Consider the following 17439-nt stretch of genomic DNA (forward strand, 5'->3'; position numbering starts at 1 on the left):
ATATGTTCCTCCCTCTAGATTATCGTACGGAAATTTCTAATACTTCTGGTTTTTGAGCTGCATGTGGATGCTCAGAACTAGCGTATACGTTTAATTTACGGTATTGTTGTGCACCCAATTTATTTTTTGGAAGCATACCACGAACTGCCATTTCAACAACACGTTCAGGTTGTTTTTCAAGCATCATGGACAATTTAGTGAAACGGGAACCACCTGGGTAACCAGAGTGACGGAAGTATTCCTTTTGTTCCAATTTTTTACCAGTTACGCGAATTTTTTCAGCGTTTACAACGATCACATGGTCACCAGTGTCTACGTGTGGTGTGAAAGTTGGTTTATTTTTGCCCCGAAGAACTTTTGCAACTTCGGCAGCAAGGCGTCCTAAAGTTTTACCTTCAGCGTCAACAACATACCATTTCCGTTCGATTGTGTTCGGATTGGCCATAAATGTAGTTTTCATGCTGCTTATCCTCCTAATAACGTCATAATTCTACCAAAATCAGCTAGTCCTCGCTTCCGGGGCTAATGGAAACACGACATAAGCCTACCCGAATAGTATACAGATTTTATAAGGCTGTGTCAATTAAAATTTAACAGTTATGTGCTGTCATCAAATTAATTTTTTAATACACACAACATACAAAAACCCGCAGTGCATAGCACTGCGGGAAATAGCGCCAAATTATTTCGAATACAATTCGACGATAAGTGTTTCGTTAACTTCGATAGGAAGTTCTTCACGTTGAGGAAGACGAGTGAATGTAGCTTTGAAGCCGTCCAAGTCTTTTTCAATGTAAGGAAGTTCGAAAGAACGAAGCTCTTGGAAGTTAGTTTTGAACATTTCGTTGTCACGAGATGCTTCGCGTAATTCGATTACATCACCTGGTTTGCAGGAGAAGGAAGGAATGTCTACGCGACGACCGTTTACCAAGATGTGGCCATGGTTTACCATTTGACGAGCTTGACGAATGGAGTTACCGAAACCGATGCGATATACAAGGTTATCAAGGCGTTGTTCCAAAAGGATCAACATATTTTGACCTGTAACACCTTGCATTTTTTTCGCTTTATCATAATAGCGTACGAACTGGCGTTCTAGCAAGTTGTAGTAAGCTTTAACTTTCTGTTTTTCTAATAATTGTGTGCCATACTCAGACATTTTCTTCTGACGTTGGTCTTTCTTGACGCGATTCAAGGCTTTTGCGTGACCGAATACGTTCACACCAAAGCGACGACAAAGTTTGAATCGAGCCTCTCTTCTCGTTGCCATGTGATTATCACCTCATAGTTTAAATAAAAAAAATCCGTACCTACACATAAAGGTACTTATAAATAATATCACTTCCCCCTATCCATGTCAATTAGTGATACGTGTGGAAGTTATTGAAACAAATGCATAACGCTCTTTTGAAAGTATAACTTTTACGATAAACCTGTCTGCTATATCGATTCCGCATGATTCATCGCGTTTTGTAGATTTAGATGAAAAAATACTTGTGATATGCTACAATACGATTAAGTAAGGTAATAGTTAGCATGGGAGTTTTATGATTAAATTGGGGGATCCATATGAAAGAATTACCTACAATGCAAGAGCTGCAAAGTTTTATTACCTATAATAAAACAGGTAGCTTTACATTAGCTGCACAATCTATGAATATTACACAGTCTGCTTTCAGCGCTCAAATGAAAAAATTGGAGCGCTTAGTAGGCGTGAAATTAATATCCCGCTCGACGCGAGGCAGTCGTTTGACACCGGAAGGCGAATTGTTCTTGCCTGAAGCGGAGCAAGTACTGGATACATTGGAACGGGCGATTCAATCCATCCGGCTAGCGAGCAAGGTGGAACGACCTATCCTGAATATCGGCGTGCTACGCAGCTTGGGCGATATCCGTCTGAACGGCTATGTATCACATTTTTTCCGCAATCATCCGGAATTCTCCGTCAGCATCTATGACATGGAAGAAGAAGAACTGATGCTCGACTTGCGCGAGAACCGCATCGACATCGCCCTTCTCTATTTGCCGAACAATAAGGATATGTCCCTGTATGAATCAACGGCGCTTCGTGAGGATGAGTTCGTCTATTATGCACCGAATCTGATTGAAGGTATGAAAACTGCCAGTCTCAAATCGATTCAGCAACAGCCGTTGCTCATGTATCCGCCTAAATACTTTATGTATCGTACATTAAAAAACTATGTCGGCAACGGACAGCAGAATATCCATATCCGCGGCAGCCGATTATCCAATCCGTACACGATGATCGACTACTGTCAGAAGAATAACTCCGGTTGTATCGTGGCTCGACAAATTCTGGATTCTTTAAACATTTCCGACGGTTATGTTCCGTTGGAAAAACCGTTTAAATTGCAGGTATGCTTTGCATTTAAGAAAAATAACTCCAAAACGGAAACCATGAGCACATTCATGGATTATGTACAACGTGAATCCCCGGCACAAATATAATTATGCTCTTATCAATTCTATTCTTTATACTCGCAGGCCTCGCCGAAATCGGCGGCGGTTATCTCGTGTGGCTTTACATGCGCGATGACAAAGGTCCTTTATATCTTCTGGCCGGTGCGCTCATACTCATACTATACGGCATCATCCCCACCTTTCAGCCGGAGGCGAATTTCGGAAAGGTCTACGCCGCATACGGCGGTGTATTCATCGCCCTCTCCATCCTATGGGGGTGGCTCATAGACGGATTACGTCCCGATATGTACGATATTCTGGGCGGACTTGTCTGCCTCATCGGCGTTTATATCATCATGTATGCACCAAGGTAAGATGATATGTATAGCCGGAATATAAAACGATATATATACGTCGACATAAAACGATAAAAGCGGTTGTCCGAAGACAACCGCTTATTTTGGTGGACGATGACAGGATCGAACTGCCGACATCCTGCTTGTAAGGCAGGCGCTCTCCCAGCTGAGCTAATCGTCCATGTTGGTGACCCGTCCGGGAATCGAACCCGGGATACCGCCGTGAAAGGGCGGTGTCTTAACCGCTTGACCAACGGGCCGCAATTGGTGACTCACCCGCGACTCGAACGCGGGACACCCTGATTAAAAGTCAGGTGCTCTGCCAACTGAGCTAGTGAGTCATATAAAGTTTTGGCAGGGGTAAAAGGATTCGAACCTTTGAATGACGGAGTCAGAGTCCGTTGCCTTACCGCTTGGCGATACCCCTACATAGTGGTATACCAGTACCAGAAATAAAAAAATGGCTCCCCGAGTAGGACTCGAACCTACGACCGATCGGTTAACAGCCGATTGCTCTACCGACTGAGCTATCGAGGAACATATGGAGCGGGAAACGAGATTCGAACTCGCGACCCCCGCCTTGGCAAGGCGGTGCTCTACCGCTGAGCTATTCCCGCATGTGGTGGACGATGACAGGATCGAACTGCCGACATCCTGCTTGTAAGGCAGGCGCTCTCCCAGCTGAGCTAATCGTCCATGTGGTGACCCGTCCGGGAATCGAACCCGGGATACCGCCGTGAAAGGGCGGTGTCTTAACCGCTTGACCAACGGGCCATGATTGGTGACTCACCCGCGACTCGAACGCGGGACACCCTGATTAAAAGTCAGGTGCTCTGCCAACTGAGCTAGTGAGTCATATGCCAGTAGGCAGTCTCAAAAGAGAAATGGCTCCCCGAGTAGGACTCGAACCTACGACCGATCGGTTAACAGCCGATTGCTCTACCGACTGAGCTATCGAGGAACATATGGAGCGGGAAACGAGATTCGAACTCGCGACCCCCGCCTTGGCAAGGCGGTGCTCTACCGCTGAGCTATTCCCGCATACAGAACTGTTAATTAATATAACATAATTAACAATACGTAGTCAAGATATATCACTCATATGTCTTAACTGCTATATAATACTATCAAATTATAGCCGCCAGTGTCAATCATTTTCTATGAATTTCCCGGTGTCCAAAATAGGCAGCGCTATGAAGTGAAATTTCTTCCACTCCATAGCGCTGCTTCTTATACTATAAATCACTCTATATCCTTTTGTCGCCCTTTACCGGCACCGTCTTCCGCCGCTTTCACATCGGCCTCAATGAAAGTTTTCATATCGTTCAGCATATGCATGGACGCATCGATAACAGATAGTCCCATGGTTGAACCTAAAGCTTCATCAATTTGCAAATTATAGTATAAACATGGTTTTACCTCAAGGAATCGACATTGCTCCTTATGAATAGGTTCATCATAGGCGGCAGATGAGAATACATAACCCTTAACTAACGGGTCAATGGTAACAGCAGCCAAAACAGCGGCACCGGTTACGGCATTATCAAAGACTACAGCCATGCGATGACCGGCAGCACCTAAGATAAAACCCGTTAAGAATGCAATATCTAATCCCCCTGCTACGTGAAGCAAATGCAATACCGCATCACGGCGCTCGCTTTCACTCAAAGCGGACCAGTCATCCACAGCAATGTTAAAACGATCCACAAAGGAATGAATATGAGCAGCTCGTTGCTCTACCGTAGGACCGCACTCCGTATGAACGAGAATATCCTCATACGCACAACCTGTAATAGCGGCAGTCGTTACTAAAGCATCCAGAAACGCTCGTTCCCCTATATTACCGATAGCTACGACCTGTAATCCATCATCGTGTAGTTTATCAGCATACTTAAAGCCAAGGTCAATAGTACGGTCTAATTCCTCTCGGGAAATGACGGGTTCCACACCAAAGAAATGAGAACCCTTACGGACTACTTTTGTATCAATATTCTCCAAACGGGATGTATCCTGCTCAAGTCCGACATTGACAACATGTACATCGGCATTTAATTTAAAAGCCGCCCCCTGTGTTGCCGTCGTTCCTTCATTAAAGTGTTTTATGGCAGCGTAACTTTCACTACCGTGCTGACTATTTTGCGGGCCATCCACCAAGTGATCGGCTGCCACAACAAGCACACCATGGCGCAAATGATTCGGTTTTGGATTCCCAAGAATCCCTGCAAAACGCTCTGCTATAGTTTCTAGCATAGCAAGGCTATAAATAGGTTTTGTCAGATTATCAATACGTAAACGGCATGCCTCCATGGACGGTGCATGCAACGGTTCTATTGTGAAAGTTCTCATGCCCTACCTCCTGTAACAGCCGTATACATATGAACGGCAAGATCCAGCATACCCATTTGAATAGAGCCGCCCGACGCCTCTCCGAGACATAGGCCCAAATCGACATATGCCGTAAGGCCTAAATTTTCCAAAGATGATTTAGCCGCTTTTTCAGCGGACAAATGAGATGCCATCACATAATCCATCGCATGAGGTGCCAAGTGCTTCGCCACCAATGCACAGGCGGATGTGTTAAAACCGTCGATAATAACTAACGCATGATTCGCCGCAGCCCCTAATATGACGCCCACGATGCAGGCAAACTCGAAGCCGCCTACAGATGATAAAATTCCGATAGCATCATCTTTCTGAATATCCTTATATTTTTCCAATACGTCATGAACAATGCGTTGCTTTAATTTAAGGCGCTCATCGGAAATATTCGTTCCTCGACCTGTCGCCTCTTCCGCTGTAAGTCCTGCAAACTTAGCCGTCATGAGTGCACTGGCCGTAGTATTTGATATGCCCATTTCACCAACGAGAAACACATTATAACCGTCTCTGATTTTTTCCTCCACGAGGCGGATCCCCGTTTCAATGCCTTCAATGGCTTGTTCACGTGTCATGGCCGGTTCTTTCACAAAGTTCTTCGTCCCCATACCGAGCTTATGGCTGCGAAGCCCCGGCACCCAACTCATATCCGCATCAATCCCCATGTCGATAACTTCCATTTGAGCACCGCAGTAATTCGCCAGGGAATTAGCCCCCGCCCCTTTAGGAATCAGGTAATTTTGCGTCATGCCGACGGTGGTTTTCTTTGGATATGCGCTGACACCCATGTCGGCCACGCCATGATCCGCCGAAGCGATAATCATGCACGGCTTCGGCACCGTAACGGAATCTTGATTCGTGGCGGCCCCATACTGAGCCACTATATCCACCAGGCGACCGTATTGTTCGACCGGCGATGCCGCATTCCATCGATTTATAATATGTTGTTCAATCTCTGCGTTGCGTTTCTTAATCGCACTGCAGGTTTCTTGTAACAAACCCATGTAATCTCCCTTATCAGATTCTAATCTATCCGTCCTGAAATCAGCTGTTTCTCCTCTTAGCTGTCTTTGATTTGACCCGTCAGATACGGCAAGGTATTTCGTATATTCCGACTGCGCTCCAGATAGGATTCCAGTGCCGCCCCGTCGTCATCTTGTGAAAGTATCTCCTTTACCCGAAGAATTTCTCTTTCCATCTTCTCCAAGCCTTCAAGCACATTATGGCGATTACCGTAAATGATTTCCCGCCACATGGACGGCAATCCGCCGGCTATGCGGGTACAATCGCGAAATCCTCCTGCGGATAATTTCATACGTAATTCCCCCAGCTCATCACCGCCGGAAACCTGTGTCAGCATGGCCGCCATTAAATGAGGCATATGACTGACCATGGCCAAATACGCGTCATGTGCGTAAATATCGACAAACTCGATGCGGGAACCTAATGCGCGGCCCATATCCGCCAGCTCCTGAGCTACAGCTTCACTATATACGTCGGAGGCCTTATCCTCTAATACGATCCATCCCATACCTTTGAACAGATTTTTATGAGATACTTCATAGCCGCCCTTTTCGGACCCCGCCATGGGATGAACGGATACGAAAAAGGTTCCCTTCGGAATCGATTCATATACGGCACGTACAAAATTCTCTTTTGCACTGGATACATCCGTCACGACCTGCCCCGGCTTAAAAAGATGCGCCACCTCCTTGAACAGGCGTGCATTCGTATCAGGAGGCAAGGAAAATACGACCATATCCGACGCTTCAATAAGGGGTTCCACCTCTGTCCACGCGAATTTTACGACACCGTCCTGCAAGGCCGCATCACAAACCTCCTGACGGCGGGCATACCCTACCACCTCATAATCCGTATATGCTTTCAAAGCCTTCGCCAACGAACCGCCCAACAGGCCCAGTCCGATGATACCAACAGTCTTGCTCATATAAACCTACTTTCACAACCATCTAGCAGTCTACACTCTCCAATGCAATGCTACATATGATTTATCAATAATAAAGAAATCGAAGGGAAGCCGCACTACAACATCAAGTTTCAATAAGACGTCTGTTTTTCCATTTACCGCTGTACCAACGATATACAAATAACAATCCTCGCAAGATTTCATCAATCGCCATAGCAACCCATATGCCTACAAGCCCCCAGCCCCAATAAATACCGAACAGGTATGACAATGATACTGCGCACAGCCACATACCGAAGATACCGACCAGCATCGGCGTCCGAATATCACCTGCCGCCTGTAAACAGCCAACCATAACGATATTTACGGCGCGACCTAGTTCAAGAAAAATCTCCACGAACAATACTTTATGTGCCAGCTCTAAAATCTCCGGATCGGAAGTAAATACTGATAACACAATATCGCTAGTCACATAAAAAAATGTGGCAAGCCCTACGTTAATAACAATAGCTAAATACATAGAATGCCACACGCGATTCGTTACTTCGTCCTGCCGTTTAGCCCCCATGAGAAAGCCAACGATAACTTGTGATGCATTAGCGAGGGCTATCGTATATACATAACAGAGCATGGCAATAACTGATACATACACCTTCGTGTTAATTACGGCTAATCCCAAAATATTGACCATCTTCATAATCGTCGTCTGAGACAATTGATAGCTCAAGGTTTCACCACCTGACGGCACACTGATGTGCAACAACGACTTAATCGTATGCCACGGAAAAGGCTTTAAAAATCTGAAACTAATCTCCAAGGTTAATAAGCGTTTAAATATATATCCGATAATAACAAGTCCTACCACCTTAGATAACCACGTGGAAATCGACACACCTAAAACACCCAGACTCGGTATCGAGCCGTGTCCGAAAATTAGTACATAGTTCGTCATAATATGGATAATATTCATAACAAGCGCTACATACATGGTGATACGCGTCAATGAATGACCTCTAAATACAGCAACTAATGCATAATACATAGCCTGTATCGGCAACCCCGCCGCAACAATAGTCGTATACAGCGATGTATCACTCATCGTTTCCTGCGGAATACCGAGCCACGTAAAAATCCACTCATGACAAGTTATAAAGAATATCGCTGCTATAGAGGAGAACAAGAAATTCATTACCAAACTGACGGTACAAACCTCTGATAGCTTCGACTGATTCCTTGCCCCTAAATACTGGGCAATCATTATCGTTGTCGCCGTACTCATAACGATGATGAGCATAATAAAAATATTTAAAATCTGATTTGCATTAGCTACCGCTGCCACCGCTTCTGGTGAATAGTGACTCATCATGAGTTGGTCGATATTACCTACAAGCATTTGCAAAAACACTTCAATAAAAATCGGCCAGCTCAAAGTCCAAATAGATAAGCTAATCCCCTTTTCGTATGCTTTCATAAAACCCTCTGGCAAAAATTTCATACAATGATTTTATTATATCATGTTCTCCGCCCCTATGTGACAAAACAAAACGTGCCATCCGCAGATGACACGTTTCATCATTCATATATACGCCGCATCCTTAACGGGACAGCTATATATTGTGAAAGTATTATTTAAATTGATTACAAAGGCTGTCAAATAGAGCTTGATCAGGTTTTACAACATCCTCTGTCAATGGATGAGGATGAGGACCCCCATTAGCGTCAGCCATTGCTTTTTCAAAGGATGGTCGGCTGTTATCCCGGTAGAGTAAGCCCGTTACCAAGCCTTGTGTTTCGCTCAATACCTTGAACGCCGCTGCGCGATCTGTCGGATCATACCCTTCAGGCAATGCAGTCAAGTGTTCCTTAAACCAATCATAACTGTTGTGTTTATTATAAGTAACACAAGGACTGAATACATTGATGAAGGAGAAACCTTCATGGTCCATCGCCTGTTGAATAAGATCAACTAGTTCCGCGCGGTTAATCATATAGCCTTGAGCCACAAATGTAGCACCGGCGGCAATCGCCGTTTCACATACGGATAACGGCGTTTCAAAGGCACCGCGAGGCGTCGTTTTTGTAACGAAGCCGATATCGGAACGAGGGGATGCCTGGCCTTTAGTCAAACCGTATACATGATTATCCATTACGATGTATGTCATGTTTACATTGCGTTTAAACGCATGAATCGTATGTCCCATGCCGATAGCAAATGCATCGCCGTCACCGGAACATGCGATAACTTCCAAGTCCTGGTTAGCAAGCTTTACGCCTTGCGCATAAGGAAGTGCTCGGCCATGAGTTGTATGAGCGCCATATGCGTAGAAATAGCCACCGATACGGCTAGAGCAACCAATACCGGAAATTACGGCTAATTTTTCTGGTGGAATATTTTTCGCTACTACAGCGTCAGTAATTGCCGCTTGAACCCCATAATGGCCACAGCCTGGACACCAGTTAGGACGAATATCATTTCTGTAATCTTTAGCTGTTGTCATATTATAGGACCTCCTTAATCGCATTTTTCACATAACTTTTTGTGAATGGATTACCATCGTATTTCAAGCAGCTAGAAATCTTATGTTTCTTATGCATGTTGATTTTAAATAAGTTAGCCAATTGACCAGTTTTATTGTGCTCTACGATAACCACTTTTTTCGCAGCATCCATGAACGGTTGCAACTGTTTAGCCGGGAACGGTTTAATCAAGCGCAATTGCAAGTGGTTAACCTTAACGCCTTCCTGATCGAATTCCGCTACCGCCTCTTCAATAGCGCCACGACTGGAAGCAATACCTACAACGAGTACATCCGCTTCATCGTATTTTGCATTATTCAAGAACGGTTCATAGTTATCCGCTACGGTTTCCAATTTACGGAAACGTTTATCCGTTTGCGATACGTGCATCGTAGGGGCTTCCGCCGGTTTACCTTCTTCATTATGTTCGAGACCTGTAGAAAGGAACAGACCGTTTTTCATACCCGGAATTGTACGAGGGGAAATACCGTCCTCAGTCAATTCAAAGCGTTTGAAATAATGAGGTTGTTCCAATGCAGGAAGATCGGATTCCTTCATCATCTTACCGCGATTGATAGGCACGCGGTTCAAGTCAAAGGACGGAACGGACTGTTTATTCAAGCCTTGTTGTAAATCCGGCATAAAGATAACCGGACATTGATACATTTCAGCCAAGTTGAAAGCCTTCTGGATTTCATAGAAGCATTCTTCGATGGATGTAGGCGAAATTACGATGCCCGAATAATCACCGTGTGCATTATAGCAAGCCGCATCGATATCGGACTGTTCCACCTTGGTAGCCATCCCCGTGGATGGACCGGAACGCTGTACATCGATAACAACCATTGGAAGTTCAGCCATGGATGCCATGGATAAGGATTCCGCCATGAGGCTTAAGCCCGGACCAGATGTGCATGTAAAGCCGCGAACACCGGCATACACACCGCCCATGGCAGTCATGCAGGCCGCGATTTCGTCCTCTGTCTGAACGATGGTGGCGCCCAATTTATCCATGTTCTTAATCATGTATTCCATAACTTCGGATGCCGGTGTAATCGGATAGGATGCCATGAAGCGAGAGCCCGCAGCAATCGCACCGAGTGCACAGGCTTCATTACCGAGCAGGAACATCTGATCCTTTTTACCCGGAGCCGGCAATGTGTCGATATCCACATCGCCCAACTGTTCCATAACCAGGCCGTGACCGTCATCAAAGGCCTGTAAATTCTTATCTACGATTTCCTGAGATTTTTTTGCAAATTTAGCAGTAATAGCGTCCTTGAACATCTTCGTATCAAATCCGAGAAGTGCTACGGACATACCGAGGGCAACGATATTACGCATCAACAAGGAGCCTTGTTTCATCGCTGTTTCGGAAATAGGCAGGGACAAACAATGAACCTTGGAACCTTCAAATTTGGAAAAGTCCGGATTCACCTTGCTGTCACAGATGATATAACCGCCATCACGAACTTCACCGCCATGCATGTCCACGGTTTCCTGATCCAAAGCAAGCAGAAAGTCGACACCTTCACCGATGGACATAATTTGTTCCAATGCTACACGCAATGCAAATGTAGTATGCCCCCCCTTAATGCGGGATGCGAATAAACGTTGACTATATAAAGAATACCCTTCTTTAGCGAGGATTGTGGCCATGATTTCGCCACAGCTCTCGATACCTTCACCTTGTTGGCCGCCCATTTTCCAGATAAAATCTTTACGCTTTTGCAAGAGATTCACCCTCCTTAGGATAAAATTATACTGCTGACAAGAGTCTATCGTACTTATTTAACCGATATACACGTAACAAACCTGTCTTACAAGGTCATTGTATCATGTCTAAAATCGCTTTACAATGTATCATTTCACATAATAATAGGTATAAATCACCGTATTATAACTAAAATCTATAAATAAAAAGAGATACTGTAATCACGCAGTACCTCTTTTGCCGGTTAGATTTATTGATTAAATTTATTACTCAATCCATTTATCGCTATATCGGATTATATAGAATATTTATTCTCAAGCACCTCTTGCAAGCGCGCTTCGGTAAAGAAAATCTCCTCCAGGCACAAGCCTTGAGGTGGTGCTGTTTTACCGATAACACGGCGGTCTCTGGCCTCTAAATACCCTCTGATATCCTCCACCTTGCGCCGTCCCTGTCCTATATCGACAAGAAGCCCCGCAATATTGCGCACCATATGATACAGGAAACCATCCCCTACAACGGATATGGTCACATTCGGGCCATCCGCTTCAACGGCAATCCCCAGAATCGTTTTCACCGGATTAGCCGGCGTCGAATTCGTCCCTTGCAGAGTCGTAAAGTCATGCGTTCCGACGAGTTCAGCGCCGGCTTGACGCATCAGTTCAATATCAAGAGGCTTCTTCACATGCCAATGGAAACGTTTTGTTAGCGGATTCCCTATTTCCCGATTATAAATGGTGTATGCGTATTCCTTGCCGTATATGTTCCACCGAGGCTTCCAGTCAATGGGGATTTCCTCCGCCGCAGTGACAACGATGTCCTCAGGAATATGCGCAATCATGGCTCGCGGAATATTCTCCACCGGAATCGAGCCGGACGTCCGGAACGTGCATACCTGAAACTTTGCATGCACCCCCGCATCAGTGCGGGACGCCCCGTAAATCTGAATCGGTTCATTACAGATACGCGACAAACCGTATTCCAGACAGCCCTGCACGGTCAGCCCCTTGTCATCAGGCTGCTTTTGATAGCCAGCCAGATCCGTCCCGTCATAAGCTACAATCAGTCGTATATTTCTCATAACCCGAACCACCACAATATAAGAAGGATAATCGTAACGATAATAACAGCGCCGACGCCGATATAATCGACATAGGTCACCTTGAGGGCCTTCATACGCGTCCGATTCACACCGCCCCGATAACAGCGCGCCTCCATGGCTGTAGCCAGTTCATCGGCCCTTCTGAAAGCGCTGATAAACAAAGGCACTAAAAGCGGTACCATATTCTTTGCCCGTTGAATGATGGAGCCCGTCACAAAGTCCGCGCCACGTGCTGATTGAGCTTTCATAATACGATCCGTTTCATCCAGCAAGGTCGGAATAAACCGCAGCGCAATCGTCATCATCATCGCCAGTTCATGAGCCGGCACACCGATACAGCGGAACGGATTCAATAAGTGCTCAATGCCGTCCGTCAAGCGTATCGGTGACGTCGTATACGTCAACAGCGATGAAAACAGAATCAGGAATATGAGGCGCGCCGCCATCTGCAAGCCCATCGCCACACCTTGATCACTGATATTGATAAACCCCCACGAAAAAATCGTGTTGCCCGGTGTCGTAAATATATGAATACCCATGGTAAATACGATGATAATCCACAGCGGTTTAATGGCCGTCCACATCAAACGGAGCGGCAAGCGCGATAAGAGCATCGCAAAAATCGTAAAGCCTCCCACAATACCGTATGCTAATGTCGAATTAGCCAGGAAAATCGCTACCACGAAAATCGTAGTGGCAATGATTTTCGCACGCGGATCCATGCGGTGCAAGAAGGAATTGCCCGGAAAGTATTGTCCGATCGTTATATTATTTAACATGACTGCCTCCTTCCATGATAGCAGCAACTGCATCATCTACGGAGAGTACACGGTTTGATACATCGAGGCCGCGAGAGCGCAGATATTCCATCGTTACCGATACCGGCGGTACGTCAACCCCGATAGCCTGCAATTCATCGCGATGATCGTTAAAAATATCCATGGGAGCCCCATCGAGAATGATACGTCCCTTATCGAGAACTACAAGGCGCGAAGCCATGCGGGAGATATCCTCCATATTATGAGATACAAGAATAACCGTAATTCCTTTTTCCTTATGAAGTCGGATAATCTCTTCAAATATTTCCTCACGACCGAACGGATCAAGTCCGGCGGACGGTTCATCCAGAACGAGAAAATCCGGATCCATAGCCACCACGCCGGCAATGGCGACGCGGCGCATTTGACCTCCGGAAAGATGAAACGGAGACCGTTCCGCATACGTATCATAGTCAAGGCCTACAAACTTCATGGCATCGCGCACGCGTTCATCCACTTCCTGTTCCGAGAAACCTAAATTTTTCGGACCGAAGGCGATATCCTGAGCAATCGTCTCCTCAAACAGCTGATGCTCCGGATATTGGAATACCATACCCACCTTATGGCGCATCCGCTTCGCTTCCTCCGTAGAAGCACTGATATCCACGCCGTTCACCGTAACGGTTCCCGTAGTAGGATGTAATAAGCCGTTCAAATGTTGAACGAATGTAGATTTACCGGATCCGGTATGACCGATAATCCCTAAGAACTCACCATTATTAATAGTAAGAGAAACGCCGTGAAGGGCCGTCTTTTGAAAAGGTGTTCCCATACCGTATGTATAGGTGATATTATCTAATACAATCGCCATTACCGGGCACCCTCCCCTCTTACCGTGTTAACAATGCTATTCGCTTCAAGATGATTTACCTCCGTAGTAGCCGTAGTTGCGGTAACAGCTGTAGCAGCACTATCTGCCGTAATATTCTCAACCGCAGCTATACCGTCACATATCAGACGCGAACCTTTATCCGATTTGATAAGTGCATCCGCCAGTTCTTCATTGTTGATGATACTGTCCCCTAATGCATAGCTATGCTGATTTAATTTGAAAGCAATTTCCGATGCTACCGGCACATCGAGGCCGATGGATTTCAATTCATCCACATGACTGAAGATTTCGCGCGGCGTACCGTCATGTAACTTTTTGCCGTTCCTCATGACGATTACGCGATCAGCCGTTACGGCTTCCTCCATGAAATGAGTGATAAGTACAATCGTAATGCCTTCTTCTTTATTGAGCTTATGTACGGTTTCAAGGACCTCACGCCGCCCCTTAGGGTCCAACATGGCCGTAGGTTCGTCGAGAACGATACAGTCCGGTTTCATCGCCAATACACCGGCAATGGCGATGCGTTGCTTCTGCCCTCCAGACAATAAATGAGGCCCATGTTCTCTGTATTCCGTCATGTTCACCGCTTCGAGAGCCGCGTCGACACGAGCCACGATTTCTTCGCTGGGAACGCCTAAATTTTCCGGACCGAAAGCGACATCCTCCTCTACGACGGCCGCCACAATCTGATTATCCGGATTTTGGAATACCATGCCCACATGTTGTCGAATATCCCATATGTGATTTTCATCGCTCGTATCATATCCGCACACGCGAATTTTACCGATACTGGGCTGTAATAATACGTTAAAATGCTTGGCCAGCGTGCTCTTACCGCTACCGTTAGTACCGATGATGCAGACAAATTCGCCACGCTTGATCGACAAGCTCACATCATCCAATGCGCGTACATCATTGCCGTTTTCATCTGTGTAAATATGACTGATATGATCCACATCGATCATAATGTCCTGTTCGTTCATGAATAGCCTCATATCTTTCTAGTCAATTTCGCCTCTTTGTGAAAGGTTGACAATTTACTTTCATCATTTACGATAACTGCTAATATATTATGACATTTATACTCATCGATTGTACCACAAAATTGACAATAAAAAAACGGTGTCGCAACCGAAGTTACAACACCGTATGAGTTTGATTAAACCAACTCGATAATAGCCAAAGGTGCAGAGTCACCTTTACGAATACCAGTTTTGATTACACGAGTGTAACCGCCTTGGCGTTCAGCATATTTTGGAGCAATAGTATCAAACAATTTTTTTACTACATCTTCATCCATAAGGTATGAAAGAACTTGGCGACGTGCATGAAGATCACCACGTTTAGCCAATGTAACCATCTGATCTGCTAAAGAACGAAGTTCTTTCGCTTTAGCTTCAGTCGTTTCAATACGCTCATGTTGGAAGAAAGATGTTAACATTCCACGGAACAACGCTTTACGAGCGGAGCTGTCGCGGCCTAATTTTCTGTACATTCGTCTTCCTCCTTATTCGCCTTTTTGTTTAAGTCTAAATCCGCCCGGATGATTGTTGAGTTTTTCCTCAATTTCATCGATGGATTTTTTACCTAAGTTGCGAACTTTTCCTAAGTCATCAATGGTTTTGTCTAGCAAATCTGCAATTGTATTGATGCCGGCACGTTTCAAACAATTGTAAGCGCGCACGGATAATTCCAATTCATCGATGGAAATCTTTGCCGGACCTTCATCTTCAGGTTGATCCACAGGATCATCAGTAGGTCCGATAATAATACCGTCATCAGCACTACCAACAGCAACAACATCAGCAGAATGAGCTAATTTAGTGAAGTTCCCTAAATAACCAATCATAATGGCAGCAGATTTTGCCACTGCATCAGCAGCGGTAATAGAACCGTCGGTCCAAACTTCCAATGTCAGTTTGTCGAAGTCCATTTCATTACCTACACGAACATCACTCACTTCGTATTTAGCGCGAAGAATCGGAGAATAGATGGAATCGATAGGAATACAACCGATTACATCCGTATCTTTTTTATTCTTCGTGGACGGAACATAGCCTTTGCCACGTTCAATCACTACGTCCATTACGAGGTGAGCAGTCTCATCCATTGTCGCAATCACGAGTTCAGGATTCAATACTTCTACTTCCGGTGGGAATTGTTCAGCTAAATCACCGGCTGTTAATACGCCATCCTTTTGAAAGTCCATATGGACTTCCAACGGTACTTGTGCATCTTCTTCAAGTTTAATACACAATTGCTTCAAGTTAAGGATAATATCCGTCACATCTTCGCGAATACCTGGGATAGTTGAGAATTCATGAAGAACTCCATCAATCTTGATAGAGGTGATAGCTGCCCCATCCAAGGATGAAAGCAAAATTCTGCGTAAGCTATTACCGAGAGTGATACCATAACCACGGTCCAAAGGTTCACATACGAACTTACCATAACGACCGCCATCAGCGATGTCCACTTTCTCGATTTTAAGTTTCTTTTCTTCGCTCATCAGGAACATCCTCCTATATAACACACGTTCATAGTTTAATTATAGCAAACCGTACCAAAGCGGTCCCTATGAATTATACACGACGGCGTTTTGGAGGGCGACAACCATTATGAGGAATTGGAGTTACGTCCTTAATGGAAGTAACTTCAAGCCCTGCAGCCTGTAAAGCACGAATCGCAGCTTCACGACCGGATCCAGGACCTTTTACAAATACTTCAACAGTGCGAAGGCCATGTTCCATAGCAGCTTTAGCAGCTTGTTCCGCCGCCATTTGTGCTGCAAATGGAGTGGATTTACGGGAACCACGGAAGCCCAAGCCACCAGCGGAAGCCCAAGACAACGCATTACCGTTTGTATCAGTTAAAGTTACGATAGTGTTATTGAATGTAGAACGAATATGAGCCGCACCGGATTCAATATGTTTCTTTTCTTTTCTTTTAGTTCTAACAACTTTTTTAGCCACGCTTTATCCCTCCTTTATCTTATTTCTTTTTACCAGCAATTGCTTTTCTAGGACCTTTGCGAGTACGTGCATTCGTTTTAGTACGTTGACCACGAAGTGGTAAACCCATACGATGACGTTTGCCTCGATAGGAGTTGATTTCAATCAAGCGTTTAATGTTAAGAGCTTCTTCACGACGAAGGTCACCTTCAACTTTGTAATCAGCATCTAACACTTCACGAATTTTCGCAACTTCATCTTCAGAAAGATCACGAACACGTGTGTCAGGATTGATGCCTGTCTTTGCTAAAATTTCAGTAGCAAGAGTCGGACCAATACCATAAATATAAGTTAAACCAATTTCCACTCGTTTATCACGAGGTAAATCTACACCGGCGATACGTGCCATTTAAATCTCCACCTCC

General features: G+C 45.1%; 17 protein-coding genes, 11 tRNA genes and 1 pseudogene. 2 read left to right on the plus strand and 27 right to left on the minus strand.

Translation table 11 applies throughout. The features are described 5' to 3' along the window. Positions 1-19: 19 nt before the first annotated feature. Together rplM and rpsD are read right to left on the minus strand one after the other, a co-directional pair. Complete coding sequence (gene rplM / locus VEHSUH05_RS02710) at positions 20-460, minus strand: 50S ribosomal protein L13 (RefSeq protein WP_105090671.1); 441 nt, start codon at positions 458-460, stop codon at positions 20-22. 222 nt (positions 461-682) lie between these two features. Next, the gene (rpsD, locus tag VEHSUH05_RS02715) at positions 683-1270 is read right to left on the minus strand and encodes a 30S ribosomal protein S4 (RefSeq protein WP_008602541.1); all 588 of its coding nucleotides are present in this window, start codon (positions 1268-1270) and stop codon (positions 683-685) included. A gap of 299 nt (positions 1271-1569) precedes the next feature. Between rpsD and VEHSUH05_RS02720 the strand changes: the two genes are divergently transcribed. Further along, positions 1570-2469, plus strand: a complete 900-nt coding sequence (locus VEHSUH05_RS02720; RefSeq protein WP_105090672.1) for a LysR family transcriptional regulator — start codon at positions 1570-1572, stop codon at positions 2467-2469. Between the two features lie 2 nt (positions 2470-2471). Further along, positions 2472-2795, plus strand: coding sequence for a YnfA family protein (locus tag VEHSUH05_RS02725; protein ID WP_105090673.1), 324 nt, complete (start codon positions 2472-2474; stop codon positions 2793-2795). Between the two features lie 87 nt (positions 2796-2882). On the opposite strand, the gene VEHSUH05_RS02730 is transcribed toward VEHSUH05_RS02725, so the two are convergent. The 25 genes and pseudogenes from VEHSUH05_RS02730 to rpsM form a co-directional block, all read right to left on the minus strand. Continuing rightward, positions 2883-2958 (minus strand) — tRNA-Val (locus VEHSUH05_RS02730). 4 nt (positions 2959-2962) lie between these two features. Beyond that, positions 2963-3037 (minus strand) — tRNA-Glu (locus tag VEHSUH05_RS02735). Between the two features lie 5 nt (positions 3038-3042). After that, positions 3043-3118: transfer RNA gene (locus tag VEHSUH05_RS02740), tRNA-Lys, on the minus strand. 11 nt (positions 3119-3129) lie between these two features. After that, positions 3130-3204 (minus strand) — tRNA-Gln (locus VEHSUH05_RS02745). Positions 3205-3238: 34 nt separating this feature from the next. Beyond that, positions 3239-3314, minus strand: a tRNA-Asn gene (locus VEHSUH05_RS02750). A gap of 5 nt (positions 3315-3319) precedes the next feature. After that, positions 3320-3394, minus strand: a tRNA-Gly gene (locus tag VEHSUH05_RS02755). A gap of 3 nt (positions 3395-3397) precedes the next feature. After that, a tRNA-Val gene (locus VEHSUH05_RS02760) sits at positions 3398-3473 on the minus strand. A gap of 3 nt (positions 3474-3476) precedes the next feature. Next, positions 3477-3551: transfer RNA gene (locus tag VEHSUH05_RS02765), tRNA-Glu, on the minus strand. Positions 3552-3556: 5 nt separating this feature from the next. After that, a tRNA-Lys gene (locus tag VEHSUH05_RS02770) sits at positions 3557-3632 on the minus strand. Positions 3633-3662: 30 nt separating this feature from the next. Continuing rightward, positions 3663-3738, minus strand: a tRNA-Asn gene (locus tag VEHSUH05_RS02775). Between the two features lie 5 nt (positions 3739-3743). Further along, positions 3744-3818: transfer RNA gene (locus VEHSUH05_RS02780), tRNA-Gly, on the minus strand. A 201-nt stretch (positions 3819-4019) separates the two neighbouring features. Beyond that, a complete protein-coding gene (locus VEHSUH05_RS02785; RefSeq protein WP_105090674.1) occupies positions 4020-5123 on the minus strand; it encodes a nicotinate-nucleotide--dimethylbenzimidazole phosphoribosyltransferase in 1104 nt (367 codons plus the stop codon). Then, positions 5120-6157: a nicotinate-nucleotide--dimethylbenzimidazole phosphoribosyltransferase gene (gene cobT, locus VEHSUH05_RS02790; protein ID WP_105090675.1), complete on the minus strand. Its 1038-nt coding sequence runs from the start codon at positions 6155-6157 to the stop codon at positions 5120-5122. The genes VEHSUH05_RS02785 and cobT overlap by 4 nt, the downstream gene beginning before the upstream one ends. Positions 6158-6213: 56 nt before the next feature. Beyond that, complete coding sequence (locus VEHSUH05_RS02795) at positions 6214-7101, minus strand: prephenate dehydrogenase (RefSeq protein WP_105090676.1); 888 nt, start codon at positions 7099-7101, stop codon at positions 6214-6216. 103 nt (positions 7102-7204) lie between these two features. Next, a complete protein-coding gene (locus VEHSUH05_RS02800) occupies positions 7205-8551 on the minus strand; it encodes an MATE family efflux transporter (protein WP_105090677.1) in 1347 nt (448 codons plus the stop codon). A 154-nt stretch (positions 8552-8705) separates the two neighbouring features. Then, entirely contained in the window at positions 8706-9578 is an 873-nt protein-coding gene (locus VEHSUH05_RS02805; protein ID WP_105090678.1) for a 2-oxoacid:ferredoxin oxidoreductase subunit beta, read from the minus strand. Position 9579: 1 nt separating this feature from the next. Next, positions 9580-11331 carry a 2-oxoacid:acceptor oxidoreductase subunit alpha gene (locus tag VEHSUH05_RS02810; RefSeq protein ID WP_105090679.1) on the minus strand — a complete coding sequence of 584 codons (1752 nt, stop codon included), beginning with the start codon at positions 11329-11331 and terminating at the stop codon, positions 9580-9582. A gap of 275 nt (positions 11332-11606) precedes the next feature. Further along, positions 11607-12392, minus strand: coding sequence for a tRNA pseudouridine(38-40) synthase TruA (truA, locus tag VEHSUH05_RS02815; protein WP_105090680.1), 786 nt, complete (start codon positions 12390-12392; stop codon positions 11607-11609). Further along, positions 12389-13192, minus strand: coding sequence for an energy-coupling factor transporter transmembrane component T family protein (locus VEHSUH05_RS02820; RefSeq protein ID WP_105090681.1), 804 nt, complete (start codon positions 13190-13192; stop codon positions 12389-12391). Before VEHSUH05_RS02820 ends, truA begins: the two co-directional genes overlap by 4 nt. Next, the gene (locus VEHSUH05_RS02825; protein ID WP_054674638.1) at positions 13182-14042 is read right to left on the minus strand and encodes an energy-coupling factor transporter ATPase; all 861 of its coding nucleotides are present in this window, start codon (positions 14040-14042) and stop codon (positions 13182-13184) included. Before VEHSUH05_RS02825 ends, VEHSUH05_RS02820 begins: the two co-directional genes overlap by 11 nt. A gap of 170 nt (positions 14043-14212) precedes the next feature. After that, a pseudogene (locus VEHSUH05_RS02830) lies at positions 14213-15046 on the minus strand (energy-coupling factor transporter ATPase); the annotation flags it as partial. A 176-nt stretch (positions 15047-15222) separates the two neighbouring features. Beyond that, positions 15223-15558, minus strand: a complete 336-nt coding sequence (rplQ, locus tag VEHSUH05_RS02835; protein WP_038116154.1) for a 50S ribosomal protein L17 — start codon at positions 15556-15558, stop codon at positions 15223-15225. A gap of 12 nt (positions 15559-15570) precedes the next feature. Then, positions 15571-16572, minus strand: coding sequence for a DNA-directed RNA polymerase subunit alpha (locus tag VEHSUH05_RS02840; RefSeq protein WP_038116152.1), 1002 nt, complete (start codon positions 16570-16572; stop codon positions 15571-15573). 73 nt (positions 16573-16645) lie between these two features. Further along, positions 16646-17035, minus strand: a complete 390-nt coding sequence (gene rpsK, locus VEHSUH05_RS02845) for a 30S ribosomal protein S11 (protein WP_004695151.1) — start codon at positions 17033-17035, stop codon at positions 16646-16648. Between the two features lie 19 nt (positions 17036-17054). Beyond that, entirely contained in the window at positions 17055-17423 is a 369-nt protein-coding gene (rpsM, locus tag VEHSUH05_RS02850) for a 30S ribosomal protein S13 (RefSeq protein WP_038116149.1), read from the minus strand. Positions 17424-17439 lie beyond the last annotated feature (16 nt).

Source organism: Veillonella denticariosi JCM 15641, from assembly GCF_002959855.1.
GTDB classification, from domain to species: Bacteria; Bacillota; Negativicutes; order Veillonellales; family Veillonellaceae; genus Veillonella; species Veillonella denticariosi.